At 42.6% G+C, this 26093-nt stretch carries 23 protein-coding genes and 1 pseudogene; 15 read left to right on the top strand and 9 right to left on the bottom strand.

The annotated features are described in order from the left end of the window. Positions 1-25: 25 nt before the first annotated feature. Positions 26-2065, bottom strand: a complete 2040-nt coding sequence (pbp4, locus tag FBF75_RS16925) for a penicillin-binding protein PBP4(5) (protein ID WP_017360417.1) — start codon at positions 2063-2065, stop codon at positions 26-28. Positions 2066-2297: 232 nt separating this feature from the next. On the opposite strand from pbp4, the gene FBF75_RS16920 reads away from it, so the two are divergent. Next, a complete protein-coding gene (locus tag FBF75_RS16920; RefSeq protein ID WP_035391394.1) occupies positions 2298-3728 on the top strand; it encodes an SLC13 family permease in 1431 nt (476 codons plus the stop codon). On the opposite strand, the gene FBF75_RS16915 is transcribed toward FBF75_RS16920, so the two are convergent. Then, entirely contained in the window at positions 3660-4073 is a 414-nt protein-coding gene (locus FBF75_RS16915; RefSeq protein ID WP_230677322.1) for a hypothetical protein, read from the bottom strand. The two genes, FBF75_RS16920 and FBF75_RS16915, sit on opposite strands and share 69 nt — an antisense overlap. An 82-nt stretch (positions 4074-4155) precedes the next feature. Between FBF75_RS16915 and FBF75_RS16910 the strand changes: the two genes are divergently transcribed. Continuing rightward, positions 4156-4383, top strand: a complete 228-nt coding sequence (locus tag FBF75_RS16910) for a hypothetical protein (protein WP_017360415.1) — start codon at positions 4156-4158, stop codon at positions 4381-4383. Here the strand turns inward: FBF75_RS16910 and FBF75_RS16905 are convergent. Beyond that, positions 4364-4843: an Hsp20/alpha crystallin family protein gene (locus FBF75_RS16905; protein WP_017360414.1), complete on the bottom strand. Its 480-nt coding sequence runs from the start codon at positions 4841-4843 to the stop codon at positions 4364-4366. The genes FBF75_RS16910 and FBF75_RS16905 overlap by 20 nt on opposite strands. A 65-nt stretch (positions 4844-4908) precedes the next feature. On the opposite strand from FBF75_RS16905, the gene FBF75_RS16900 reads away from it, so the two are divergent. Further along, positions 4909-5166 carry a hypothetical protein gene (locus FBF75_RS16900; protein WP_008344180.1) on the top strand — a complete coding sequence of 86 codons (258 nt, stop codon included), beginning with the start codon at positions 4909-4911 and terminating at the stop codon, positions 5164-5166. Positions 5167-5172: 6 nt separating this feature from the next. Beyond that, on the top strand, positions 5173-5406 hold the full coding sequence (locus tag FBF75_RS16895) for a hypothetical protein (RefSeq protein ID WP_008344178.1): 234 nt from the start codon (positions 5173-5175) through the stop codon (positions 5404-5406). 36 nt (positions 5407-5442) lie between these two features. Here the strand turns inward: FBF75_RS16895 and bcaP are convergent, their stop codons facing one another. Both bcaP and FBF75_RS16885 read right to left on the bottom strand, forming a co-directional pair. Beyond that, positions 5443-6834 (bottom strand): branched-chain amino acid transporter BcaP, encoded by a 1392-nt coding sequence (gene bcaP, locus FBF75_RS16890; RefSeq protein WP_008344176.1) that lies wholly within the window; start codon positions 6832-6834, stop codon positions 5443-5445. 178 nt (positions 6835-7012) lie between these two features. Continuing rightward, positions 7013-8086 (bottom strand): tetratricopeptide repeat-containing glycosyltransferase family 2 protein, encoded by a 1074-nt coding sequence (locus tag FBF75_RS16885; protein ID WP_017360413.1) that lies wholly within the window; start codon positions 8084-8086, stop codon positions 7013-7015. 133 nt (positions 8087-8219) lie between these two features. Between FBF75_RS16885 and FBF75_RS16880 the strand changes: the two genes are divergently transcribed. Next, a complete protein-coding gene (locus FBF75_RS16880) occupies positions 8220-10112 on the top strand; it encodes an ABC-F family ATP-binding cassette domain-containing protein (RefSeq protein WP_017360412.1) in 1893 nt (630 codons plus the stop codon). Between the two features lie 28 nt (positions 10113-10140). Here the strand turns inward: FBF75_RS16880 and folE2 are convergent, their stop codons facing one another. Next, positions 10141-11037, bottom strand: a complete 897-nt coding sequence (gene folE2 / locus FBF75_RS16875; protein ID WP_060780863.1) for a GTP cyclohydrolase FolE2 — start codon at positions 11035-11037, stop codon at positions 10141-10143. A gap of 143 nt (positions 11038-11180) precedes the next feature. Here folE2 and FBF75_RS16870 point away from each other — a divergent pair, with 143 nt between their 5' ends. Beyond that, positions 11181-11606, top strand: a complete 426-nt coding sequence (locus FBF75_RS16870; RefSeq protein ID WP_017360410.1) for a MerR family transcriptional regulator — start codon at positions 11181-11183, stop codon at positions 11604-11606. Positions 11607-11663: 57 nt separating this feature from the next. Next, positions 11664-12854, top strand: a complete 1191-nt coding sequence (locus FBF75_RS16865; protein ID WP_017360409.1) for an MFS transporter — start codon at positions 11664-11666, stop codon at positions 12852-12854. 46 nt (positions 12855-12900) lie between these two features. Here the strand turns inward: FBF75_RS16865 and FBF75_RS16860 are convergent, their stop codons facing one another. After that, the gene (locus FBF75_RS16860; protein ID WP_008343192.1) at positions 12901-14454 is read right to left on the bottom strand and encodes an ABC-F family ATP-binding cassette domain-containing protein; all 1554 of its coding nucleotides are present in this window, start codon (positions 14452-14454) and stop codon (positions 12901-12903) included. Between the two features lie 152 nt (positions 14455-14606). Between FBF75_RS16860 and FBF75_RS16855 the strand changes: the two genes are divergently transcribed. Next, entirely contained in the window at positions 14607-15749 is a 1143-nt protein-coding gene (locus FBF75_RS16855) for a DEAD/DEAH box helicase (RefSeq protein ID WP_008343190.1), read from the top strand. A 37-nt stretch (positions 15750-15786) separates the two neighbouring features. On the opposite strand, the gene FBF75_RS16850 is transcribed toward FBF75_RS16855, so the two are convergent. Both FBF75_RS16850 and FBF75_RS16845 read right to left on the bottom strand, forming a co-directional pair. Then, positions 15787-16791 carry an NADP-dependent oxidoreductase gene (locus FBF75_RS16850; protein WP_060780865.1) on the bottom strand — a complete coding sequence of 335 codons (1005 nt, stop codon included), beginning with the start codon at positions 16789-16791 and terminating at the stop codon, positions 15787-15789. Between the two features lie 121 nt (positions 16792-16912). Continuing rightward, a complete protein-coding gene (locus FBF75_RS16845; RefSeq protein WP_017366799.1) occupies positions 16913-17290 on the bottom strand; it encodes a YfmB family protein in 378 nt (125 codons plus the stop codon). A 222-nt stretch (positions 17291-17512) separates the two neighbouring features. Between FBF75_RS16845 and FBF75_RS16840 the strand changes: the two genes are divergently transcribed. The 7 genes and pseudogenes from FBF75_RS16840 to FBF75_RS16805 form a co-directional block, all read left to right on the top strand. Then, positions 17513-17860: a YflT domain-containing protein gene (locus tag FBF75_RS16840; RefSeq protein ID WP_007496775.1), complete on the top strand. Its 348-nt coding sequence runs from the start codon at positions 17513-17515 to the stop codon at positions 17858-17860. Between the two features lie 1131 nt (positions 17861-18991). Further along, on the top strand, positions 18992-19648 hold the full coding sequence (locus FBF75_RS16835; protein ID WP_007496773.1) for a class I SAM-dependent methyltransferase: 657 nt from the start codon (positions 18992-18994) through the stop codon (positions 19646-19648). Between the two features lie 512 nt (positions 19649-20160). After that, positions 20161-20886: a GTP cyclohydrolase II gene (locus tag FBF75_RS16830; RefSeq protein ID WP_017360404.1), complete on the top strand. Its 726-nt coding sequence runs from the start codon at positions 20161-20163 to the stop codon at positions 20884-20886. A 32-nt stretch (positions 20887-20918) separates the two neighbouring features. Continuing rightward, on the top strand, positions 20919-21722 hold the full coding sequence (locus FBF75_RS16825; RefSeq protein ID WP_017360403.1) for a formylglycine-generating enzyme family protein: 804 nt from the start codon (positions 20919-20921) through the stop codon (positions 21720-21722). Positions 21723-21726: 4 nt separating this feature from the next. Next, the gene (locus FBF75_RS16820; protein ID WP_136944970.1) at positions 21727-23484 is read left to right on the top strand and encodes a WD40 repeat domain-containing protein; all 1758 of its coding nucleotides are present in this window, start codon (positions 21727-21729) and stop codon (positions 23482-23484) included. A 281-nt stretch (positions 23485-23765) separates the two neighbouring features. Next, on the top strand, positions 23766-24848 hold the full coding sequence (gene ribD / locus FBF75_RS16815) for a bifunctional diaminohydroxyphosphoribosylaminopyrimidine deaminase/5-amino-6-(5-phosphoribosylamino)uracil reductase RibD (protein ID WP_135226991.1): 1083 nt from the start codon (positions 23766-23768) through the stop codon (positions 24846-24848). Between the two features lie 116 nt (positions 24849-24964). Continuing rightward, a pseudogene (locus tag FBF75_RS16805) lies at positions 24965-26093 on the top strand (exosporium glycoprotein BclB-related protein); the annotation flags it as partial.

The raw sequence follows: 26093 nt of genomic DNA, 5'->3' as shown, positions 1-26093 counted from the left end.
TGATGGAGCGTGTGTCTCTAAAGGGTTATTTATAGAAAGAAGCGATGACAGGCTTCATTTTTTGAATGACAAGTCCACTGCCTCCACGGTTTTTCACACCTTCAATCATGCCGACGAGGACGTAATCTTCTTTTTTAGGATTAAACGCAAGTAAAAATCCATTTTCAGTACCGTCTGTCGCACCTTGTTTGCTCTTTAGTTCCGCTGTTCCCGTTTTAGCGGCTATATCAGCCCCTTTTATTTGCAACGAGTGAGCGGTTCCGTTTGAATTGGTGACGACTTGAGTGAGTGCGTCCTTCACCGTATTTGCTGTATCTTCTTTGATGATCTGCTTTGGTGATGCTGTTTTTTCATCCTGAATGACTCGAGGGTACACAAGCTTTCCTCCTGTTGCAAATGGAGAATAGGCATGTACTTGCTCGATCGGGGACATGAGTAATTCTCCTTGGCCGTATGCTGAGTCGGCAAGTAAGATGTCTGATTTAATTCCGTCGTTAGACACTTGTGCGGGTTTCATTGTAAACGGCATGTTTAAATCATCACCAAACCCAAATGTTTTCACTTTTTTCTCGTAAGTATCTTTGCCGATTTCAAGGGCTTCCTGTCCAAAATAAATATTATCTGAGTACACGAGGGCATCGACCATATTGACTTGTTCTTTGTCATGAACCCGTGTAATGCGATAATTTCCCCATGATTGATCCTTCTGCCATTTCAGTCCATGAATGGTGCGCACTTTATTAGGTTTTGTGACACCTGTTTCCAGTCCAATCGCTGCTGTAATGGTTTTGAATGTAGATCCTGGTGCATATCTGCTCGCATATCGAGCTTGGAATGGGAGATCAGGATTTTCACTGTATGCTTGATATTGTTTAGGCGTGATCCCGTTGGTCATTAAATTGACATCGTAAGAAGGGGTGCTAACAAGCGCTAATAAATCACCTGATGATGGGTTCATAATGGTGACAGCCCCTTTTTCACCTTTCAGCTGTTGATAGGCTTTTTTCTGTAAAGATGCATCAATGGTCAGCTTGACTGTTTTTCCGTCTTTTCGGTCTGTTTTTTGTAATGTTTCTTCAATACCTGTTTCATCATGGATAATGAGGATGCTTCCGCCATCTTGTCCTCTTAAGTTCTTGTCAAATGTGAATTCAAGGCCGGTTTTGCCGATGATTTGATCCGCCTTTAAAGCTGGATTTCTTTTGATATCATCCGCATTTGCTTTTCCCACATAGCCTGTCAGATGAGCAGCGGCTTCGTTATATGGATAGTAGCGCATTTCCTTCGTTTGATAGGTGACGCCATTTATGTCTTTTGGAATCGGCTTTTGCTCTAACATAGACTTTAGCGGGACAAATGTGTCATCTGTGACCCATGCTTGTTTCAGCTGATTTTGAATCAGCTCTTCATCTATATCAAAAGCGCTGCTGATTTTTTTGATGTTGCTTTCTTTTTCCGTACCTGTCCCGAGCTTTCCAGGGATGATGCCAAGTGCGTGTCCACCAGTTGTTTCGGCTAACGTGCGCCCTTTTCGATCTACAATATTTCCGCGTACCGCAGGATCCGTTGTCACTTTGATGGTGTCACCCGTTTCCATTTGCGGGAAGATGAGATTTGGTTTCCAGTCTACTTTCCACTTGTTATCCTCTTCGGAGAGAACGCCCTTGTAAGAGAGTTTATTCAGTTTTCCAAGTGACGTTTTCATCGTGACATCATAGGTGAATTGATACCCATTTCCTTTGTCCTGTTTTTCTACGTTGACGTTTGAGACGTTTAGATCACTTGCACCAATGCCGCTAAAGATCTTATCGTATTTTTCGGCAAGTTGTTTTTTAGAAAAGTCACTGGCTTTCAGAGAGCCGCTGGTGACCTCATCTGCTAGTTTCGTGAATTCTTTTTTCTCCAGATGTTTCGTAAAGGATTCAGCGGCTTTCAGCGCCTCTTTTTCTTTTGAGAAAAGCGTATCTTTTAAGAAAAAGAGAGCAGCAGCAATCGCGATGATGCTAAGAAGGGGAATGATGACTTTTTTCTGTTTCCAAAATGATTTTCGTTGATCTGTATACAATGAAAACACCTCAATTTTTGATTAGATCCTCTATAGTTTACAGTTACTGTGTAGGATTTGTATAGTTTCTCCTATGAAAATAGACCAAGATATGAAGTGGAAATATGAAATCAAGACACAGTTGCTGCTTAAGGATATCTTCATTTTTTCTTATGATTTAAAGGATTTTTTATGTGATCATCGAATGTGAAAAATTAGAAAAAATTAAAAGCGTTTTCATGAAGGAGGAATTGTGATCGTTTATAAAAAAGTGAATCTAACTGGACTTGTTCTTGGACCGATCTTCTTTTTGCTTATTTTTTTGCTCATTCCAGAAAGTGAATTGACCTATGCAGCGAGAGTGGTACTTGGCATTACAGCATGGACTGCGACATGGTGGGTCACAGAAGCTTTGCCTATACCGGCGACCTCTTTATTGCCCATCATCCTTTTGCCAACACTTGGCGGGCTATCGATGGAGCAAACATCAAGAGCTTATGGAGACCCGATTGTTTTTATGTACATGGGCGGATTTATGATTGCCATTGCCATTGAAAAATGGAATTTACATAGAAGAATGGCCTTACATATTTTAAACATCATTGGGACAAGAAGTGACCGCATTGTATTAGGGGTTATGATAGCAACGGCCTTTTTATCTATGTGGATTTCAAATGCAGCCACAGCACTTATGATGCTGCCGGTGGCACTGGCTGTGATTAAAGAGGTGAAAGCGAACGATATTTTGTCTGGTGCATCTCTTGACCGATTCAGTAAAAGCATCCTATTATCGGTCGCTTATTCAGCCTCTATTGGCGGACTGGCGACACTCGTTGGGTCTGTGCCAAATGCTGTTTTTGCGGCGATGTCAAAAAAGCTGTTAGATCGAGAAATTATGTTTTTTGAATGGTTTTTGTTTGGTTTTCCGGTGGCGGCTGTTTTGCTTATTCTCTTATTTCTGTATTTGACCAAGATACAGTTCAAGGTAGAGCACACAGGGGAAATGGGAGCAGCGTTTATACGGAAGGGTTTAGAGGATTTAGGCAAAATGAAACAAGAAGAAAAATGGGTTTTTGCTATTTTTCTTATGACGGCTTTTTTATGGATCTTTAAAATCTTTTTGTTTGGCGGGCTTCCTGTCTCGGATACGTCGATCGCAATCTTTGGGGCGATGCTGTTATTTCTCATTCCTGCGACAAATGGAGAGAGAATACTAGAATGGCAGGATATGAAACAGCTGCCATGGGGGCTTTTGCTTTTGTTTGGAGGCGGGCTTTCGCTCGCTACAGGATTTGCGGAAACGAATCTAACAGGATGGATCGGGGAAAATTTACAGCATTTAAATGGGCTGTCTTACCTCATGCTGCTGATTATTTTAACGGCTTCAATTTTATTTATGACCGAAATTATGTCTAATACAGCAGTTGCGAACATGATCATTCCGATTACAGTCGGGCTTGGACTTGCAATTGGCATGGAGCCGTACGGCTTAATGGCTGCGGCTGCGTTAGCTTCCTCATGTGCGTTTATGTTGCCAATTTCCACACCGCCAAATGCGGCTGTCTTTAGTGCAGATGTGCTGAAAATATCTGATATGGTCAAGGCTGGCTTTTGGCTAAATGTGATCAGTATTGTAGCGATTGTGCTTGCGGTTTATTTCTGGCTTCCGGTCGTGCTGAGATGAAGACTTTGATCGAATGGAGACTTTTGGTGTTTTTGTTTCTTTTGGCTTCGGTACTGAAGCTGCCTTTTTGAGGTGCGGGTCCTTTGGCGTGTAATAGGTAGCTCCAATGTTGAGTCTGCCTTTAAGCTGATCAATGGAAAGCTCACCAAACTCTAAATGGTAGTCAATTTTGTCCACATGCAGTGATTCAATGTGAATGTGCGTATCCTCCGAGACAGGCGGAGCAGGTGCAGACATTTTCTGCTCAAGAGCGGTGAGTCTTTTTTCCAGCTCGACGACAGAGAGGGATGGACTGGCTTCGGTTTTTTTAAAGAGTGATTGAATGAAATGTTTCAAGTGGACCACAACCTTTTCTTTCGCCTTGCTCTAGTCTATGGAAAAGCTGCCCGGTATATACTTATAGAGATACATGAAAGGGGAGAAGTGCATGCTGCCTACACGCATTCAGATTACCCATATGAAGACGAATACGATTGGTACAGGGTCCTCGATGACATTCGGTTCGACGATCGTACGAAATCACTGCTCGACGATCAAAAGAAACAATGGTTTTGGTGAACAAAATGCCGATGGCGTGATCACGATCTTGCCGATTGAAACGATTGATGATCGTGATCTAATAGACGCAGTCAGTATCAATATTCGTCATCTATGATAATCGCAGTTGCTTTTCCTTCATCTTTTTGCAACCGAATATATAGCACGCCGTCTTTAAAAGCCGCATTCATTTGACCAAGAATCATATCTGGGAGCCGAATTTTTCTTTCAAACGGACCATACTTTCCTTGTCTTTGGCGAAAATCCTGTTCGTTAAAAAAGGAAAAACGCTGTCCTTTTACAACTAAATATTCACCATATGACAGCACCTGAACATCTTCCTTCCGGTAGCCAGGCAGATAAATTAAGTACTGAAATTCAGTAGGGGTTTCCACAATGTCGACTGGTGGAAACGATGCATCTGTTCCTCGCTGATCTTGCTGCGAGAATGTAAAGGGAGACGGACCATTTGCCATAAAGGGAGATCTTTGCTCATCATCGAATATCATTTTCCAAAAATCATCTCCATGCATTTGCTGGGCAATGTCCATCCACTGCTTCATTTTTTCGAAGTCCATGTGAAGACCTCCTGTTAACATACTTGATGGGTGCTCGCATATACCTATAAAAAGGAGGTTTATCTGTGGTTCAACCAACTCCGTATATCAATATTAATATTTTCATGTTAAAAATTAATTCCTTTGAAAATGCGTCGGCGGTGAATGTCGGACAAAATTTGTTAGCAGAGTGGCAAAACTCAGATAAAAAAAATCAGGGGTACGGACAGAATTTTGGAGATGCCAGCGGTTTTGTCGGAACAAAGAGCCATGTAGATGATCGAGATCAAGTGGACTCACCTGCCTCTTTTTCGCCAGCAGCTAAACCTATTCCAAGGAAGTGATGTGTGATGTTATTCTCACCCTCAGTCGTCAATGTCGGTGCTTTTAAAATCAATGCAATGGATCGGGGGGCATCACTGACGCTAGGACCTTATCAGCAGATCGATTATTTTCTCTCGATGAAATTGAACCAGGGTTTTGGTGAGGACAATGGAGATTGTTCACCGCTTGTCATTCCAATTTCAAGCGTACTCGATCCAGATATGGTGGATTCGAATTCAGTGAAAAACAGTGTGATTTAAACAAAAAAAGAGACCGGGATTCCCCGTGTCTCTTTTCTATTGTGTTTGATTCAGGTGGCTTTTGCGTCTTGCATAGGTAAAATACACAACGACACCAATGGCTACCCAGATGAGGAAGGCTCGCCATGTCTCCCATTTCAGTGTAGCAGCCAAGATCATACAAATGACCGCACTAATGATGGGAAGAACAGGAACAAAGGGTACTTTAAACGCTGTTTTCATATTCGGATGTTTTTTCCGGAGTATAATCACAGCGATCGAGATCACCGTAAAGGCCGCAAGTGTACCGATGCTGACTAAATTAGCAAGTGTTGATAAGTTGACGAATCCAACGATACATGCCGCAACAGCGCCTGTCAGCCAAGTGTTGGCAACCGGTGTCTTCGATTTTGGATGAACGTTTGAAAAGATTTTCGGCATGAGCCCATCTCGGCTCATCGCAAAGGTTAAGCGAACTTGTGCATAGACCAAGGCAATTAACACTGTTGTAATCCCGATAATGGCACCTGCTGATATAATACCTGCCACACTATTCAGGCCAACCACTTGAAGCGCAAAAGCGACAGGGTCACTGACATTCAGCTTCGTATAGTGAACCATGCCTGTTAAGACAAATGAAACCCCGATGTATAAAATCGTACAAACGCCGAGCGCACCAATGATTCCGATCGGCATCGCTTTTTGCGGGTTTTTGACTTCTTCAGATGCATTAGCGATTGCATCAAATCCAAGGTAAGCAAAAAAGACAGTGGCCGCTCCAGCAATCACGCCATGGAAGCCCATTGGCATAAAAGGTGTCCAATTTTCAGGTTTAACGTAAGCAAAGCCTGAAATGATAAAGAGGAGGACAATGGCAATTTTGATGAGCACAATGATGTTATTCAGCTTTGTGCTCTCTTTTACGCCTCTTGAGACAATAAAGGTAATGAGTAAAATAATGAGTGCGCCTGGCAGGTTAAAGATGGCCCCATCAGCGGCTCCGGGTGCAGCCGATAAAGCCTTCGGTATGTGCAGACCAAATCCACTGAGTAGTGATTGAAAATAGGATGACCATCCGCTTGCCACAGCAGAGAGCGCAACAACATATTCAAGCATTAAATCCCAGCCCATTAAAAAGGCGAGGAATTCTCCAAGTGTTGCGTAAGAATACGTATAGACACTTCCTGACACTGGAATGGACGAGGAAAATTCAGCGTAGCAAAAAGCAGCAAGGGCGCATGCGATCGCAGCCAAAATAAAAGATATAATAATCGCAGGTCCCGCATCTTTCGCAGCCGCAACCCCCGTTATCACAAAAATTCCAGTCCCGACCACACAGCCAATGCCAAGCAAGATTAAATCAAATGTATTCAAAGAACGGCTCAGCCGCTTCGTTTGACTTTCAAGCATGAGCTGATCGAGAGACTTTTTTCTAAATAAAGAACTCATGTTGACCTCCTAATGGATAAATCTTTTCGTAAGACGAATGTTAGTATATGCGTAAATGACAATTTAGTCAATTGGTTGAAAAACGCTTTAAATCACTAAAGTATTAAATGTCACAATAGTCTAATGTGCATCAAAAGACATCCGCCGTCATTGACAGGCGGATGTGATAACAGGAGATTTACGTTTCTTCAGCAAATATTTTTTCATTGTACAGTACACTAGGATGGGTTGGGTAATGGGCTGAGGATGCAAGATGATGGGTTTTGGCTTGAGCCAAATCACCGAGCTGATAATAACAATAGCAAAGCTGAAGGTGAGGATACCATGTTTTATATTGTGTCAGTGTAAAGGCTGTTTCGATTTCAGGTGCCTTCAGTGCCTGCTCATACCAATAGATGGCCGCTTTGTATTTATTTTGTGCTTTGAAATGATCCCCAATCCGGCAGCAAAATTCTGGACGGGGCTGATCATATAAGAAGGATCGCAGTAAGGAGGATAAGGCGGCTTCCTCAAAACCGACTGCATAATAGCAGTCAGCTAAATTTTGGCATGTGCGAATTTCATCCTCAATCCAGCATTGTTTTGTGGCTAAAAATTTGTGATAAAAGCGAATCGCCTTCACATGCTGCTTGTTATCTCGTAATTCATTGGCGAAGTAAAAGAGATCACGAGGTGTCATCTCTTCGCCTTTTGCAAGCATGTTTTCATAAATGCGCAGATTGCGTCCAGGCTCTCCGGCGGTTGTTTTCTTACGCTTTTGATGGGTGACGGCGATATCAGCGGGAAAAATGTTGCCATACACTTGAAGGAATTCATGAACGGCCCCATACCACTGAAAGTTCAAGGCACGCTTGACGAGCCGATTTCTTCTATATTTAAAATTCACCTGACCGTCCTCGCTAAATCCAACGTGGTAAAACATCGAGACGGCATCTACTGCGGGATCTAGCGTCTGTTTGAGCTGAAGCAGTTTTTGCCGGTCCTCTTCAAGTAGGACATCGTCGGCATCCAGCCATAAGATATACTCTTTTGTCGCATGGGAAAAAGCGAAATTGCGTGCTTTTGCAAAATGCTGGACCCATTCAAAGTCGAGTACCTTTGCTGAAAAGGAGTGAGCAATGTCCTTTGTTTGATCCGTTGATCCTGTATCAACAATGATCATCTCATCTACAATGTCTTGAACAGAAGACAGGCAGTCAGCCAAAACCTCCTCTTCATTTTTCACAATCATACATAAACTAATGGTTATCATCTTTAGATCACCTCTTCATAGTGTATCGAGCATCAAAAGGAAACATTCTTTTCAGCAGCGGGTTTTTTTAAAACTAGTTTTCTGCTACTGGCTGATTTAAAATAAAGGAAGAATCTATGTAAGGGCTGATAAAATGAGTTTATTGAATGTAGAAGGATTATATAAAACCTATGGCGAAAAAACGCTGTTTGATCATATCTCTTTTCATATAGAACCAAAGGAACGCATCGGGTTAATTGGACCGAATGGAACAGGGAAGTCAACGCTTTTAAAAGTCATTGCAGGACTTGAATCATTTGAGGAAGGCGACATCACAAAGGCAGGGACACTTGATATCGAATTTCTCGAGCAAGATCCTGAAATGAGCGGGGATGAAACGATTCTCGACTATATTTTTTCAGGAACAGCACCAATGATTCAAACGATGAAAGCCTATGAAAAGGCGCTGGCTGATTTAGAGCATGATCCACAAAACGAGGCAAAACAAGAAGCGCTTATGCGTATGCAAAATAAAATGGATCAGGACGACGCATGGGATGCGAACCTTTCGGCGAAAACGATTTTGACAAAGCTTGGCGTCAAAGATGTGAGCCGATCTGTTCATGCGTTATCAGGCGGACAGAAAAAGCGTGTGGCGATCGCCAAAAACTTAATTCAGCCTGCGGGTTTGCTGATTTTAGATGAGCCGACAAACCATCTAGACAACGCAACCATTGAATGGCTTGAAGGATATTTGAGTCAATACAGCGGGGCTGTCATTCTTGTCACCCATGATCGTTATTTCTTAAACCGTGTCGCCAATCGGATTTATGAATTAAATCAGGGGCAGCTTTACACATATAAAGGAAATTATGAAGTCTTTTTAGAAAAAAGAGCGGAACGAGAAGCAGAAGCTCAAGTAAAAGAAACGAAACGTCAAAACCTGCTTAGACGTGAGCTAGCATGGTTGAGAAGAGGGGCAAAGGCTCGAACGACAAAGCAAAAAGCGCGTATCGGCAGAGTGGAAGAGCTGAAGGATCAAAAGGGACCTGATGCAAAAGGAGAGCTTGATTTTGCGATCGGTTCTCACCGGCTTGGAAAACAAGTGATTGAGGCAGAAGAGATCAGCATCACATTTGCTGGTCAAACCCTTGTGGACCAGTTCAGCGATTTAGTCGTGCCAGGGGATCGCATCGGATTTATCGGACCGAATGGAGTGGGCAAAACGACTTTACTCAATTGCCTGGCGGGTAAAATCGAACCGACGAATGGACAATTGACCATTGGACAAACAGTCCGCATTGGCTATTACACGCAGGACCATAACGAAATGAATGAAGAGCTGAATATCATTGATTACATCAAAGAAACAGCTGAAATTGTCAAAACGGCAGATGGCGTCATTGTGACAGCAGAGCAGATGCTGGAGAGATTTTTATTCCCTAGATCCATGCAGCGCACGTTTATCCGCAAGCTGTCAGGGGGAGAGCGCCGCAGATTGTATTTATTGAAGGTATTGATGGAAGAGCCGAATGTTCTCTTTTTAGATGAGCCGACGAATGATCTTGATACAGAGACGCTCAGCATTTTAGAGGATTATTTGGAGCAGTTCCCAGGCGTAGTCATCACCGTGTCGCATGATCGTTATTTCTTAGACCGAGTCGTCCATCGTCTGCTTGTGTTTGAAGGGAATGGACGTATTTCACACTTCCAAGGTGCTTACAGCGATTACATGGAGCAAGAAAAAGAACAGAAGCGAACAGAGACAAAACCTGCTGAAAAACCAGTAGAAGCTGCACCGAAAAAGAGGAAAAAACTATCCTATAAGGACCAGCTTGAATGGGATGGGATTGAAGATCGGATACAAGCACTAGAGGACAAACACCAGCAGCTCGAAGCCAGCATTGCTGAGGCTGGCAGTGATTTTGGGAAAATTCAAGAGCTGATGGACAAGCAAAAAGCCGTCGCTGAAGAATTAGAACATGCGATGGATCGCTGGACAGAACTGTCGATGATGATTGAGGAATTAGAAAGTAATGAAAAATAAAGGCTGTTAAAAAAACTGTAGAGACATTCTACAGTTTTTTTTGATAAGAACATTTGGCATAAGCATCGTGCTGGTGAATGGATTCTTCATTTCGGCACTCAATTTGAAAGCCTTTAATCCAGTTTTGTTCATATAGCTCTGCTGCAATTAACCTCGCAACATCCTCTACAAAACGTGGATTTTCATAGGCCTCTTCTGTCACTTGTTTTTCATCTGGTCTTTTGAGTACAGGGTAAAGGGGCGCACTCGCATTAGACTCGATGATCCGCAGTAGATCTGCTTTCATGTCGTCAGGGAGTTGACCTTGTTCAAACAGCTCTACCTGAATCGATACAGTGCCACGCTGATTATGTGCGCCGTATTCACTGATTTCTTTTGAACAAGGACATAACGTTGTCACCTGAGCAGTGCAGCCAATATGACAAATCCATCCGTTTTCTTCATGAAAGTGGATGTCGTATTGCACGTCTGCATGCATCAAACCGGACTTTCTGCTGATGGGACTCTTTTTTTCCATGTACCACGGAAAGGAAACTTGAATCGAGGCAGATGGCTGATTCATTTGCTTGGCAAGCTGTGCCGTCAATTCTTTTAAGGAATCCACATCAACTGGCTTTCCGCTCTCATAAAATGAGTGAAGCTGCTCGGTGAGACGGCTCATATGAATGCCTTTTTGATGAGCTGGCAAATATGTACTCAGCGTAAAATCAGCGGAAGCGGTTTGGTGCTGTGGAGTCGTTTTAGACAAAATATGTACAGGGTACGACACACGGCAAATTCCGACCTGTTCCAGATCAAAATAAAAGTCCTGTTCGGTTTGTTGGATGTCTATCATGTCCTCTTTTTGACTAGGTTTTGTTCTAGCGCTTGGCGGGACAGAACCGAATTGTGCGTGTCGTTCTTTTTTGGATGGAAATGAACACATATGGTACCTCCTTTAAAACGTAATGATTCCTATTTATTCTGCATCAAACCACAATAGAAATCAAGTGATCAAACATTAACGTTTACGTTAAGGTCACAAAGGTGTATAATAAAACATGAATTGATGAGCAGGAGGCACTGGTGATGGAATGGATGAAAATTGATCAAGTGGCGAAAAGAAGCGGTCTGACGAAACGGACCATTCGTTTCTATGAAGAGATTGGTTTATTATCAGCACCAAAGCGGACAGAGGGCGGAGTCAGACTTTACTCAGAGGATGACATGGAAGAACTGGAGAAAGTAATGCAGGCCAAAGAAGTACTTGGCTTTTCTTTACAAGAGCTTCAATCGTTTATGGAAATCGGAAAACAGCTTGAGCTGAATAAAGAAGGCTACTTGCTGTCACTTGATCCTAAGGAACGATTAGAAAAACTGTTAGATATTGAGGCGCAGCTAACTGTGCAGCATCAATTGATTACAAAAAAGCTTGAAACGATTCAAGCCTTTAAAAAGGATCTTGAAACGATGAAAGATAGAGCGGCTCATGCGATTGAGCAATTACAAAAATAAACACCTCAGCGTGTTTATTTTATTTTGTTAAACAACTGTAGGAAAGGTTCTGATGGAATGAAGGAAGAAGAAGTATTGAAACAGCGTACAAGTCTGCTTAGACAGCCAAAGGCCGTCTGGGCGGTGGCCTTTGCTTGTGTGATTTCATTTATGGGCATAGGGCTTGTAGACCCGATTTTGCCAGCCATTGCATCACAATTAGATGCATCTCCAAGTCAGGTCTCTCTTTTGTTTACGAGCTACTTACTTGTGACTGGCTTTGTGATGTTTTTTACCGGTTTTATTTCTAGTCGGATTGGTGCGAAATGGACGTTATTAATCGGACTTATTTTTATTATTGTCTTTTCTGCTTTAGGGGGTACCTCTTCAACGATTAATGAATTAATCGGCTTTAGAGGCGGATGGGGCATTGGGAATGCCTTATTCATTTCAACGGCTCTCTCTGTCATTGTCGGCGTGTCTGTTGGAGGAAGTGCGAAGGCCATTATTTTATACGAGGCTGCACTAGGTCTTGGGATTTCGGTTGGACCGCTGCTTGGCGGAGAGCTTGGGACGATCTCTTGGCGCGGGCCATTCTTTGGTGTGGCAGTGTTAATGCTCGTTGCTCTTTTAGCCATTACGTTTATGCTTCCACCGATGCAAAAGCCGCAGAAAAAGGTGAAGTTATTTGAAGCTGTTGGAGCCTTGAAATATAAGGGGCTTTTAACGATGGCATCTGCTGCTTTCTTATATAACTTTGGATTCTTTGTTCTTCTAGCTTATTCGCCATTTGTGCTTCATCTTGATGAGCATGGTCTTGGCTATGTCTTTTTTGGATGGGGATTATTTTTGGCTGTGACATCTGTCTTCTCAGCGCCGGTCATTCATCGCAAATTGGGTACATTAACAGCTCTTGTTGTTCTCTTCGCTTCGTTTGCTGTGATTTTATTCGGCATTGGAATATGGACATCACATGTGGTCGTGGTCATTTGCGGTATTGTCATTGCTGGGGGAATTCTCGGCATGATCAATACGGTGCTGACGACGGCTGTGATGGGATCAGCTCCTGTTGAGCGTTCAATTGCATCATCCTCATACAGTGCTGTACGATTTATTGGTGGTGCGATTGCGCCTTGGATTGCAGGAGTACTCGCTGAAACTTACACAGCAAGCACCCCTTATTATGTAGGGGCGGCTGTTGTTCTCTTAGGATTGGTCATCCTGCTTCTTGGCCGTAAGCATTTGGTGAATATCCAGGCAGGTCATTAATAGAAAAAAGCCTTATATCTGCAAACGATATAAGGCTTTTTTGTCTTTATAATACTTTGGTTGTCCAGGATTCGCAATTCCAAGTTTCAGTGGCCACATCTTGATAAAATTCAGGTTCGTGGGAAATCAATAGGACGCTACCTTTATATTCTTTTAATGCGCGCTTTAATTCTTCTTTTGCATCGACATCCAAGTGGTTTGTCGGCTCATCGAGAACAAGTAGGTTGGTTTCTTCATTGATCAGCTTACAAAGGCGGACCTTCGCTTTTTCACCACCACTTAAAACAGACACACGGCTTTCAATATGTTTTGTCGTTAAACCGCATTTGGCAAGGGCGGCTCTGACTTCATATTGTGTGTACGATGGGAAGGTGCTCCACACCTCTTCGATACAAGTGTTGCTGTTTTGCTCTTTTACTTCTTGTTCAAAGTAACCAATATGCAGGAATTCTCCGCGTTCCACCTCACCAGAAATGGGGGAGATTTCTCCAAGCAAGCTTCGGAGCAGTGTCGTTTTTCCGATACCGTTGGCACCGTATAACGCAATTTTTTGACCACGTTCCATTTTCAAATTCAATGGGCGGGAGAGCGGTTCATCATAACCGATGACTAAATCTTTCGTTTCAAAAATCAGTTTCCCAGACGTACGTGCCGGTTTAAAGTGGAATTCTGGTTTTGGCTTTTCGGCCGCCAGTTCAATCATATCCATCTTATCCAGTTTCTTTTGACGAGACATCGCCATATTTCGAGTGCTGACACGTGCTTTGTTTCTTGCGACAAAATCCTTTAGTTCAGCCACTTCTTGCTGCTGCCTTTTATACGCTGCTTCTAGCTGCTGCTTTTTCACTTCGTATACTTGTTTAAATTGATCATAATCACCAACGTATCGCGTGAGTTCTTGATTTTCGACATGATAAATCAAGTTAATGACACTGTTTAGGAACGGGATATCATGTGAAATGAGGATAAATGCATTTTCATATTCCTGCAAATAGCGCTTCAGCCACTCAATATGCTGTTCATCTAAATAGTTGGTCGGCTCGTCAAGAAGAAGAATTTCAGGCTTCTCTAACAGCAATTTCGCAAGCAGTACTTTTGTACGCTGTCCGCCGCTCAGCTCTGTCACATCACGATCGAGCCCGAGATCTGTTAACCCAAGACCTCTTGCAATTTCCTCTACCTTGGAATCAATGATATAAAAATCATTGTTCGTCAGGGCATCCTGAATGACGCCTACTTCTTCTAAAAGCTTTTCTAGCTCATCAGGATCTGCTTCACCCATTTTTTCGTAAATGTCATTCATTGCGGCTTCCATTGAGAATAAATAATGGAATGCATCTTGAAGGACTTCACGAATGGTTCTTCCTTTTTCAAGCACGGTATGCTGATCGAGGTAGCCGACACGGACATTTTTTGCCCATTCGACTTTTCCTGCATCTGGCTCAAGCTTGCCAGTAATAATATTCATAAACGTTGACTTTCCTTCACCGTTGGCGCCGATCAAGCCGACATGCTCGCCTTTTAATAACCGGAAGGAGACTTCGTGGAAAATGGCTCTGTCGCCAAAGCCATGACTTAAATCTTTAACAGATAATATCATTTTTTACACCTCAAATAGATTCAAAACGGCTAGTGCCTCTCATGATTATATCGAACTGTCCGGCTCGATAAAAGCATCAAAAGAAAAATTGCGTTTCAAAGCTGATTTTGAGATACTTAAGGATAGATTGAATGAGGATAAAGGAGATCAACATGACGGAAAATTGGGCATTTTTTAAAGAAGCAAAGCCATTTATTCAAAAGAACTTTGAAGCGGCTGGCTTTGAGAAGCCAACAGCGATACAAGAACAAACAGCAGAGTGGATTACGGAAAAACGCGATGTGATCGCAGAATCACCGACTGGAACAGGGAAGACACTTGCGTATGTTCTGCCGCTTTTAAATAAAATTGATGTGACTATCAAACATCCGCAAGTCTTAATCTTGGCACCTTCAAGAGAGCTTGTGATGCAAATTTTTGATGTCGTGCAAGAGTTCAAACAAGGTTCAGACATCAAAGCTATTTCCTTAATAGGCGGGGCAAATATCAAGAAGCAGCAGGAAAAGCTAAAAAAACACCCGAATATCGTGGTGGCGACACCGGGTCGCGTACAAGAGTTAATCAAAATCAAGAAACTGAAAATGCACGAAGTCAAAACGATTGTATTAGACGAAGCAGATCAACTTCTTGTCCCAGAGCATATGAAAACGATCCAAGCGATCATTAAATCCACATTAAAAGAAAGACAAATCCTTTGTTTTTCTGCAACATTGAAAGAAGAAACCGTTCAGCTGATCAAAGACATTGCATCTGAACCAGAGGTATTGAGAATTAGCAGAAGCCAAGAAGAAGCGCAGAAGGTAGGGCATTATTACCTGTTATGTGATCAGCGCGACAAGGTGAAATTACTGCAAAAGCTATCACGGCTTGAGGACATGCAGGCACTTGTCTTTGTGCGAGATATTACGAATTTGAGCATTTATGCAGAAAAATTAGCGTATCACCATGTCGACCTTGGTGTGCTTCACAGTGAAGCGAAAAAAGCAGAGCGTGCTGTCATCTTAAAGGCATTTGAACAGCGTGAATTCCCGCTCCTCCTTGCAACAGATATTGCAGCAAGAGGAATCGATATTGATGATCTGCCATATGTGATTCATGCAGATATGCCAAATGAAGAGGGTTACATCCACCGTTCAGGTAGAACCGGACGCGCAGGAAAAGAAGGCGCAGTCATCAGTCTTGTCACACCTCAAGAGCAATCAATGCTGAAAAAAATGGCGAAAAAGCTGAATCTTTCGCTTGAAGAAATTGTGTATAAGCAAGGCCAGCTGCACCTTGCGCCCAAGCAGGCATAATAAAAGGACCCTCCATAATTGGCAGGGTCCTTTTTTGTTATGAAATTTTGACAAGTTGTTTTCCGACATTTTCCCCTTTGAATAGTCCAAGGAATGCATCAGGAATGTTGTCAAAGCCTTCGATAATGGTTTCTTTGTAAGTCAGTTTGTCTTCTTTTACCCATTGTGCGAGATCTTTTGCTGCCTCTTCAAAGCGATCAGAGTAGTTGGCAACAATGAAGCCCTGCATCAATGCACTTGTTTTAATGAGTTTTGTTTGCACACGAGGGCCAATGTCTTCGCTTGCACTAATGTTATAAGAAGAAATGGCGCCGCAGACTGGAATACGTGCAAAACGGTTCAAATGATTCATCACAGCATCAGAGATTTCGCCGCCCACATTGTCAAAATACACATCGACACCGTTTGGACAGGCTTTTGCAATGGCGTCATCTAAATCATTGGTTGTTTTATAATTAATGGTTTCATCAAAGCCCAGTTCTTTTAAATAAGCCAGCTTATCATCGGATCCGGCAATTCCAACGACGTGGGCACCTTTGATTTTAGCAATCTGTCCGACAACAGAACCAACGGCACCTGCGGCTCCAGAAATGACAACCGTTTCGCCTTCTTTTGGCTGACCAATCGCAAGAAGTCCAAAATAGGCGGTTTGTCCTGGCATGCCCAAAATCCCTAAGTAATAAGATAACGGCGCAATGGATGGATCAATTTTTGTCAGAGACTCTGCTTTGGCAGTAGAATATTCCTGCCAGCCAAGGAATCCAAGTACAAAATCACCTTTCTCAAATTGAGGAGATTTGGACTCGACGACTTCTCCGACCACTCCACCTTGAATGACTTCATTCAGCTTGAACGGAGGTGTATAGGATTTTGTATCTTGCATTCGTCCTCTCATGTAAGGATCTACAGACACATATTTCGTTTTAATCAAGACTTCGCCATCTTGCGGCGTTGGTATATCAACTGTTTCAAAATGAAAAACATCTTTAGTAGGTAACCCTTTTGGACGTTTTGCTAATTGAATTTGTTTTTGTTGACTCATGTCAAATCCTCCCTTTCACTTGCAACCTAGATTTACATTAACATGATGCTTCTTTTCGTTCAAAACATACGGTCTTTTCCAAGCACATACAAAAAAGCAGCCACCATCTAAAAGAAGGGGACTACTTTTTTTGAAGAGAGACAGAAAGGAGCGGCGGGAGACAACCAAACAGTTGATACTCATCCGCATCACGTTCTTTTAATAAATATTCATTTGCATTTTGCATGGAGGCTTTCATCATATCGTGCGTCACAAAAGGAAAAAGGATATTTAAATATGAGGACAACAGGTCTTGTGGATCTTGTTCGATTGACTCGATATCTCCAATGTTAATAATAATAGAAAAGAGATAATCGATGCAGATGTGAAAGTGCTGTTCAGCAAACAAAGTAAGCGGCTTTGCTTTTGATTCTTCAGGATTCCATTTTTGAAAAAGCTGTTTCACCAAATCACTGACAACCCATGCATTAAACTGCTGCTCAGCTGAAAAATAATACATCAGCTCCCCCCCATTTCTAGCCTCCAGTATAAGAATTGTACAACAAATGACAAGGAAAGCATATAATTTTTCAGAAAATTTAGTCATTTTTACAGTCTTTTTGTCAAAAATAAGTCCATAGACGCATTAAGTTCACAGAGTAAAAATGGATGTGCCGGAGGAGGGTTTAATGACAAAAGTGACGGGTAAAAGATTCGTAAGACGTTAAAGGAGGAATAATAAATGAAACCTGTTGTAAGAGAGTATTCAAATGATGAAACACTTCAAAGAGATGTGGAGCAATTAAAACAACTCGGTGTTGCAAGAGAGGACATTTATGTTCTGTCCCATGACGATGATCGAACTGAGCGTATTGCAAGCAACGCAGATGCCAATACGATAGGTCCAAAAGAAGTTGGACTCAAGCATGCGGTTGGAAACATCTTTAGCAAAAAGGGAGATGAACTCCGCAATAAGATTCACGAAATTGGTTTCTCAAAAGAAGAAGCTGAGACATTTGAAGAACATTTAGACGAAGGAAAAGTTCTTCTCTTTGTGACTGACCATGAAAAAGTGAAAAATTGGGCATAAACGCCATCGTAAAAAGCCTCTTACTTTTGTAAGGGGCTTTTTTCAGATTTTTGACAAAGGGCTAAAATGAACTTGATTTTAGTCCTTTGTCTTCTTTTCAGCGTGATAGAAAATCTTTGCAGTCTAGGAAGGACGAGTACTGACGCGGAGCGAATTTCACATTCGTGAGCACCAGCACGCAGGACTGACAAAGAATGCGAGGGTTTGTCTACACGCTGAAAGCCTCTTACTTTTGTAAGGGGCTTTTTTTCATGCTGCGATAATTAAAATCTACCATCTGTCTTTTTCACTATAATAAGACAGGTTAAAAAATTGGGGTAAACAGTAAAATGTCTAATTGAAAATATAGAAATATCAAAGGATACCATCAAAAAAAAGAAAAAAGTAGTGAAAATATCACAAAAAACCATTCGGGAAATAATTATGATATCTTTATTTTTATCTCAAAATGAAATAAAAATCTTGTGTAATTTAGTAGATAAATTTCTTAGTTCTATTGGTTTAAGTTGTATTTTTGTGTAGAAATAAGTGTTTTAAGGTCAAAAAACCACGAAATATACCTGTATTTTCAATTAGAAAATCATTCTAATGTTTAGGAAATAATTTGTTGACAAAATAATCTAAAAACAATATATTTGGCTTAATCAAGTCATTATGGAATTAGTTGTTAAATTTTTGATAGGTGGATTTCAGGATCAATTCTGTAAATGATGATGCATTAAGACCTAAGGAAGAGCACTTCTGGGGCAAAGCGATACTGAAGAAATATCTATTAGACAAAAAGAAATGAATGATAGATAGCTTAGAACGGTAGATTCGTTTTTCTACTATGCCTACTTCTCAATGGTAATATTCAGAGGATCATCATAAAGAAAGCGCTTTCCTAGCGCTGTTAAGGAGGTGAACCCATATGAAGAAAATGTATAACAAACTGAGGCGCTGTAATAGTTGAATGGCTGTGGTTGTATGTGAAGATGAGTGCTGAAAAAGAAGAGTGACATGTGGGATGCTTCTCTCCTTTTTCAGAAAACAGATTTCCTAAAAAATCCATCTTTCATTTTATCATAAGGCTTTTTGCTTGAAAACCACCTTTGTTAGGAAAGGTGATTGTGAATTGAAGGAGGTCAAGTGATGAAAAAGGCTTTGTATCATGAAGACAGCGGGTTGTATTTAGAGAAAATGCGCATGGCTTTTCAAGAACACTATGAGCAAAGAACAGATATGTGGTCTACTGATCCATCATTAACAGACGCTGCTGTGATGTCTCTCAAGGCATGGCGTTCCAGGGAAAAGGATGCACTTGCTTCTGTGCTGGATATCGGCTGCGGGAATGGACGGGCTCTTGAACATTTACAAGGACTGTCGGCATATACCGGCATTGACCTTTATGAGCATGAGGAATGGCAAGGATTGAAGAAGAGAAAAGAGGTTCCTGTCCATTTTTATCATCAAGATTTTATGTCTTGGTCAATGGATCAAGGGCGCGAGCTGACGTTTGATTTGATTTTAGATCATGGCTGCTTTCACCATCAGCACCCTGATGACCACGAACGATACTTAAAGCAGATTTCCTCGCTGCTTCATGAAGGTGGTGTGTTTTCCCTTGTTGTATGGGGAGAAGAGTGGAAAACAGGCTTAATCGGAGAAGATGGACGCTTCCATTTTTCATTCTCAGATACTCAGCTTGGAGAAAAGATTTGTACATCAGGGCTTGAGCTCGTTTCGATTACACCATTACAAGCGAAGGCTGGGATCAGCCAGCATCATGTCATTGCTGTCAAAATCTAGTGCAAAGGAGGATAAACGCGATGTTTGATGTGATGGTTCTTGGTGCATACCTAGGCGAGTGCTTCAATCAATGTAGCTGAATTGAAGTACGGACTATTCATCCAATCAAAGGGTACAACCGGATGACGTGCATTTGAAGGACCAGAGCTTCTAGTAAAGGAGAAAGCAGCTCGAAGCTAGCAGAGATATTCTTTTAGAGAAAGAGCATGTCAGTTTCCATTCAAGAATCATCAAATGGTGTTGCTCTCTTACAGAGAATACAGCGTATGAAGCTCGATTTCTGCTCCTTTGTACTGGACAAGTGACAGTCTAAAAAGAGTCTTTATGAAAGGTACTGATGGATGATTGGCATCGCACATCTATTCAGCCAGTATGTCAGGAAATTTCTCCTGAGCCATGATTCTAGCTGGAACCGGTGCTCAGGGTGCAAAGGGAGTGCATACACATATTCATCACGCCATCACTGCGCTGAGAGAGTTCAATGGGGTGCAGTGATGAATAGGGGGAGACAAATGAACAAGTTTGTAGCTGAACTACAATCAATGATTCATCATTTTACATTTCAAGAAAAACACTATTTGCTCGTGGGGCCAGTGAACCTGCCGATCTCTATTGAACATGAAGAAGTGCAGTTTACATGGTATGCCTTTGCGTCTGTAGAAGCTGATACAACGCCAACGGTTGAGTCTATTGTACAAATGAGTACCGAGCAGCAAACATTTTCCTCTTGTCTCCTTTTTGGCGACTTTGAAAATGAAGTGCCGCCGCTTGTGCGAATTCATAGTGTCTGCCAAACAGGGGATGTGTTTGGGTCACTGAAATGTGATTGCGGTCCACAGCTTGCATCATCGCTAAAAAAAATCACCGATTACGGAAAAGGCATGCTTGTGTATATGGCCAATCAAGAAGGGCGCTCTATTGGGCTAATGGCCAAAGCCTTCACGTATAAATTACAGGAAATGAAACTGGATACATTTGAGGCGAACAGGTTGATCGGCTGCGGAGATGATGATCGGCATTACGAGGAAGCAGCGGCTGTCTTGCACTATTTAAACAAAGGGAAACCATTGCATCTCTTAACCAATAATCCAGATAAAGTCGATTCCATTGCTGCTTACGGTCTTCCGGTTTTACGGTTTGATCATACGGTAGAAGCCTCTCTCTATAATGAGGCGTATTTAAAGGCAAAAGCAGCATCAGGGCATATGGTCGATGAGAAGAAATTAATTAATCAGTAGATGAGTTTATTTAAAGAAGGCGGGAGAAAAGCGTGAAACCTGATATCAATTGGATTCAAATCCCAAGCGGCTATGCGACGATTGGAAGTAATGAAGAAGATATGAAAAAGGCATCAGAATTTTGGAAGGACAAACTTCTGAATCCAGCCTATGGCCGTGAGAAAAAATTTCAAAAATGGCTGTACAAAGAATTTCCATCTTATCAGCCGTATATGAGTGAATTTTTCATCTCAGATACGGTCGTCACCAATGAATGGTATCAAAGCTATTGCGACGAGACAGGAAAGCCTTATCCAGAGAGCTTGACGAACCTAGAACTTGGCGGGGGAAAAGACCATCCAGCTTGGGGCATGGACATCGAGGAAGCTTTCTCATTTTGTCAGTGGCTGAGCGGGAAGCTTGGATATGAGGTATCGATTCCTACTGAGGAAGAATGGGAATATGCTGCCCGGGGCAATACGAGACATCAATATCCTTGGGGAGATGAGTTTAACCCCTCTTACTGTAATACACACGAATCAAATATTGAAAAAACGACACCTGTCCGTCATTACGAAAAAGGAAGATCTCTATTTGGACTATATGATATGGGTGGCAATGTCGAAGAATGGGTCAACACCAAGTATCACATATATGAAGGCGGAATTGAGGTTGTAGATGATTTAACCGAGACACTCGGCAGTGATTACTACATTTTAAAAGGTGGCTCCTTCGCAAGAGGCGGAGATTTATGCAGAGTCGCAAGAAGACACGGTAAACACCCAGACCCTGTTTTTCGATTTACTGGTTTTCGTGTAGTTACTCGTCAAAAACAACATATAAAGGTGGGAGTGTAAAACCATGCATAGAGGACCGATTACATCCGTTTTATCAACTCAGCATGACCAAATTGTCTACACAGGTGGCTATGATCGCTGTATTTATAAATGGGACCGTGCCACGGGAGAAGGAACATTCATTGGCAGTCACGAGCATATCATCAACTCTTTATCCCTTTCGGAAAATGGAACGTATTTAGCGAGTGCATCGTCAGACTATACCATTCAATTATATGATACTGGCACACATACAAGAATTCGTACGCTATATGGTCATGCGGATGATGTGGAAGCTGTCGCATTTGCAAAGCAGGATACGCTTCTTGTATCAGTGTCCAGAGACAGAAGATGCTTAGTTTGGGATATTGAAACGGGAGCCATTTTAAGAGAATTTCATGGACATAGCAAGGATGTATTAGCTGTATGGATTCATGAGGATAAAGCTTATACAACTGGTGACGATGGCTATGTCCTTGTATGGCTCTATGAAACAGGAGAAATTGTAGGTGAAATTGGCCCGTTTGATTATGAGCTGGATACCATCAGCGGCAGCAATCAAAAAGAAGTATTCGCCTTTGGTAGAGACGATGGCACGGTCATCATTTATGATGCCGCTACATTACAGGAGAAAAAAATCATTAAAGCTCATTTACAAGGTGTGAAACGTGTAAACTTTTCGCCGAGCGGTAACTACTTGCTCACAGCGGGTTATGACCATTTAATTAAGCTGTGGAATTATGAAACCGGTGAATTAATTGATACGTTGCTGCCTCATAAATATCAATGGGAGCGCTCGCTTGTTTGGACAGAAGACGAGCAAGCCATTTTAGGAGCCAGCTTTGGGAAAACGTATTGTGAATGGTCAATTCAAGAAGGAAAAGTGATCTCTGATGAGCAGGAATTGGCGACACCTTCTATTAATGATATTGCGTTGACTGAAGCGGGTGATATTATCACTGCATCAGATGACGGAAAATTCAGAAAGAATGGAATCGAAATCGCAAAGTCAACAGGTGTTCTCACAAATGGAGTGGCTGTTGCACGGGATGGAAGCTATTATGCATGGGGCGATCATGCGAGTCAGGTGCATATTGTACACGAGTCATTGCAGCAAATGGTCTCTTTTGATCTCAACACAGGTCCTGTCAATAGTGTGTATTTCCATGAGGAGGATCGTCAATTTTATATCGGCACTTATGGCGGTTATGTGCATGTCATTTCGACTGAACACTTAAAGGAAATCGGCCGTTCTAAAGCACATGATTGCGCGGTCAAAGCATTAAAGGTAGAAGGAGATCATATCATCACAGCGGCAGTTGAAGGAACCATCTGTCTTCTCGATAAAAAGAGTTTGTCCTTAACAGCAGAATATATCGGGGCGACAGAGCTGTTAAATGATGTATTTATTGATAGCAAAAGAGATCGTATTGCCATTGTCAGCCGTGATAAAAACGTCCGATTGTTTGATTTGCATACAGGCAGAATTTTAAATCAGCACAACGAGCATCAATATTCCATTAAATCCATCACTGTGACAGACTCTGGCTATATTGTGAGCGGAGACTATTGGGGATATATTGTGGTCTGGAATCCAGAGCTAGATGTCAATACAGGTCCGATTCGAATTGCTAAGAATGGCATTAGTGCCATTAGACAACTAGGAAATGATGTGTATGCAAGCTCATATGACGGTGGTATTTATCATATTCGAGAAGATGGCACACATACGGAAGTACTGCGCTTATTTGAACAATTTCCGAAAGAAGTAATCTCTCATTAAGAAAAAGAATGTAAGCGGGGGATTCTCATGATAAGTGTTTGCAAGGAACATATGAAAAAAGGTCTGACTGTACTCAATTGTCCGCATGTGCTCCTCATTAATAAATATGAATGTCGCAAATGCTGTTTTTGTAAACAACGAGCATCATATAAACTGTTTTATTCCTTGCCTTACTATGATCGATCTGAAAAGAAACGGCTTGAGAAAGTATAGCACATGAGAATAGAACTCCTTCATTTTCTGAAGGAGTTCTTTCCCTTGAGAGAAGAAAGGAGCCCGAGATGAAAGACGATGTTTTTTATATGAAGCTGGCGATTGCCAACGCGAAGGCGATGAAAGGACAAACCTCACCCAATCCGCTTGTTGGTGCAGTGATTGTTCAGAGCGGTAAGATCGTTGGGATTGGTGCGCACATGAAGGCTGGCGAGCCTCATGCTGAAATTCATGCACTGCTAATGGCAGGAGAAAAGGCGAAGGGAGCTGACATGTATGTGACACTCGAACCTTGTACACATCACGGAAAAACAGGCCCTTGCACCGAAGCAATCATCAAAAGTGGTGTGAAGAAAGTGTTGATTGCCACCCAAGATCCGAATCCGGTTGTTGCAGGTAAAGGAATTGCCTTTTTGAAAAAGGCTGGAATTGAAGTGGAGCAAGGGATATGTAAACAGGAAGCAGATCGTTTAAATGCTCCTTTTTTTCATTTGATGCAAACAAACCTTCCATATGTTGTCTTAAAATCAGCTATTTCGATAGATGGGAAAATTGCCACGGCTGAGCAAGAAAGCAAATGGATCACTGGAATAGAAGCGAGAACAGAAGTGCAGCGCTTACGTCAAGAAGCAGATGCGGTGCTGACAGGAGTGGAAACGATTATTCAAGATGATGCCGGCTTAATTGTAAAGGATTCATTCAACCATCAGCCCATTCGTGTCATTTTAGATTCAACATTAAGGATACCGCTTCATGCCAAATGCTTAACAGATCATAGGGCAGAAACCATAATTTGTACATCACAAGATTATGATCATCAAAAGTATCAACAGTTGATACAAAAAGGTCATCAAGTATTTGTCACAAGCGGAGAACACCGGACAGATCTTCAGGATGTGTTACACATGTTGAAGAAGCGCTCTGTGATGTCAGTGCTTGTAGAGGCAGGGGGCAGTGTGAGTGCGTCATTTTTAGAAGCATCCCTTGTGAACGAAGCTGTTATCTATATGGCACCTTTATTAATCGGAGGGAAAGATGCACCTACTTTTTTTGAAGGAGAAGGTGTGAAAAAACTAAAAAAGGCGATCCGTCCAGCGGATATTGAATATAGTATGGTAGGAAAAGATTTAAAAATGACGATGACATTTTAACGATGGAGAGAGGTCCTTGCACGTAGAGTGCAAGGCCTTTCAAATTTTTTGATAAAAATAAAATTGTACATACACCTTTATCGATCATGATGAATACGATGGATTGGGGTGATTCTATGAGAAAATGTAGACAATGCGGAAAGATATACCCAACTCATTCGACAGACCACTACCAAAAAGGAAGCTGGTATGATGCGTATAAGGATGATGGCTGGGAATGTGATAGTTGTAAGAAAGGTAAATCAGACAAACAAAGGAAACCAGTAAAAAATCCATGCTGCGGAAAAGATCCTTGTGTGTGTGTCATTCAAGGACCGCCAGGGGGAAGAGGAAGGAGAGGCCCAGCAGGTCCGGCGGGTCCAGTGGGTCCAGTAGGCCCAGCGGGTCCAGCCGGCCCGGCAGGTCCACAAGGCCCAACAGGCGTTGGGTTAACAGGGGTTGTAGCATTTGATCCAGCGGTAGCCCCGGCGTATCCAGTAGGTCAAGTGGTGACATATGATGGCAGTACGTATGTGGTAAATTCAGCACCACCAACAGGTACGCCTGATACATCGCCGGATTATACGCTTTTAGCAGCTGCGGGCGCAACAGGTACAGGACCAACAGGTGTCACCGGAGATCCAGGTCCGACGGGTGCAACAGGAGCCACTGGTGTAGGTCTAACTGGAGTCGTTCCTTTTGATGCGGCAGCGGCACCAGGATATCCATTGGGTCAAGTAGTGACATATGAAGGTGGAACGTATCTTGCAAACACAGCATCACCAACGGGTACACCGGATACATCACCAGATTATACGCTTCTAGCCGCTGCGGGTGCGACAGGAGATACGGGTGCAACCGGAGCAACAGGAACAGGAGCAACAGGAGATACAGGCGCAACTGGAGCGACCGGAGCCACAGGAGATACGGGTGCCACAGGAGCAACAGGAACAGGAGCGACTGGCGCTACTGGAGATACAGGCGCAACCGGAGCGACCGGAGCCACAGGAGATACGGGTGCCACAGGGGCAACAGGAACAGGAGCGACCGGCGCTACTGGAGATACAGGTGCTACTGGAGCGACCGGAGCCACAGGAGATACGGGTGCCACGGGAGCAACAGGAACAGGAGCGACCGGTGCTACTGGAGATACAGGCGCAACCGGAGCGACCGGAGCCACAGGAGATACGGGTGCCACAGGGGCAACAGGAACAGGAGCGACCGGCGCTACTGGAGATACAGGTGCTACTGGAGCGACCGGAGCCA

The sequence above is a fragment of the Bacillus sp. S2(2019) genome (assembly GCF_005144805.1).
Classification (GTDB): Bacteria; Bacillota; Bacilli; order Bacillales; family Bacillaceae; genus Bacillus; species Bacillus altitudinis.
Note: the sequence above shows the minus strand (reverse complement) of the source record. Positions and strands in the feature narration are given on the sequence as shown.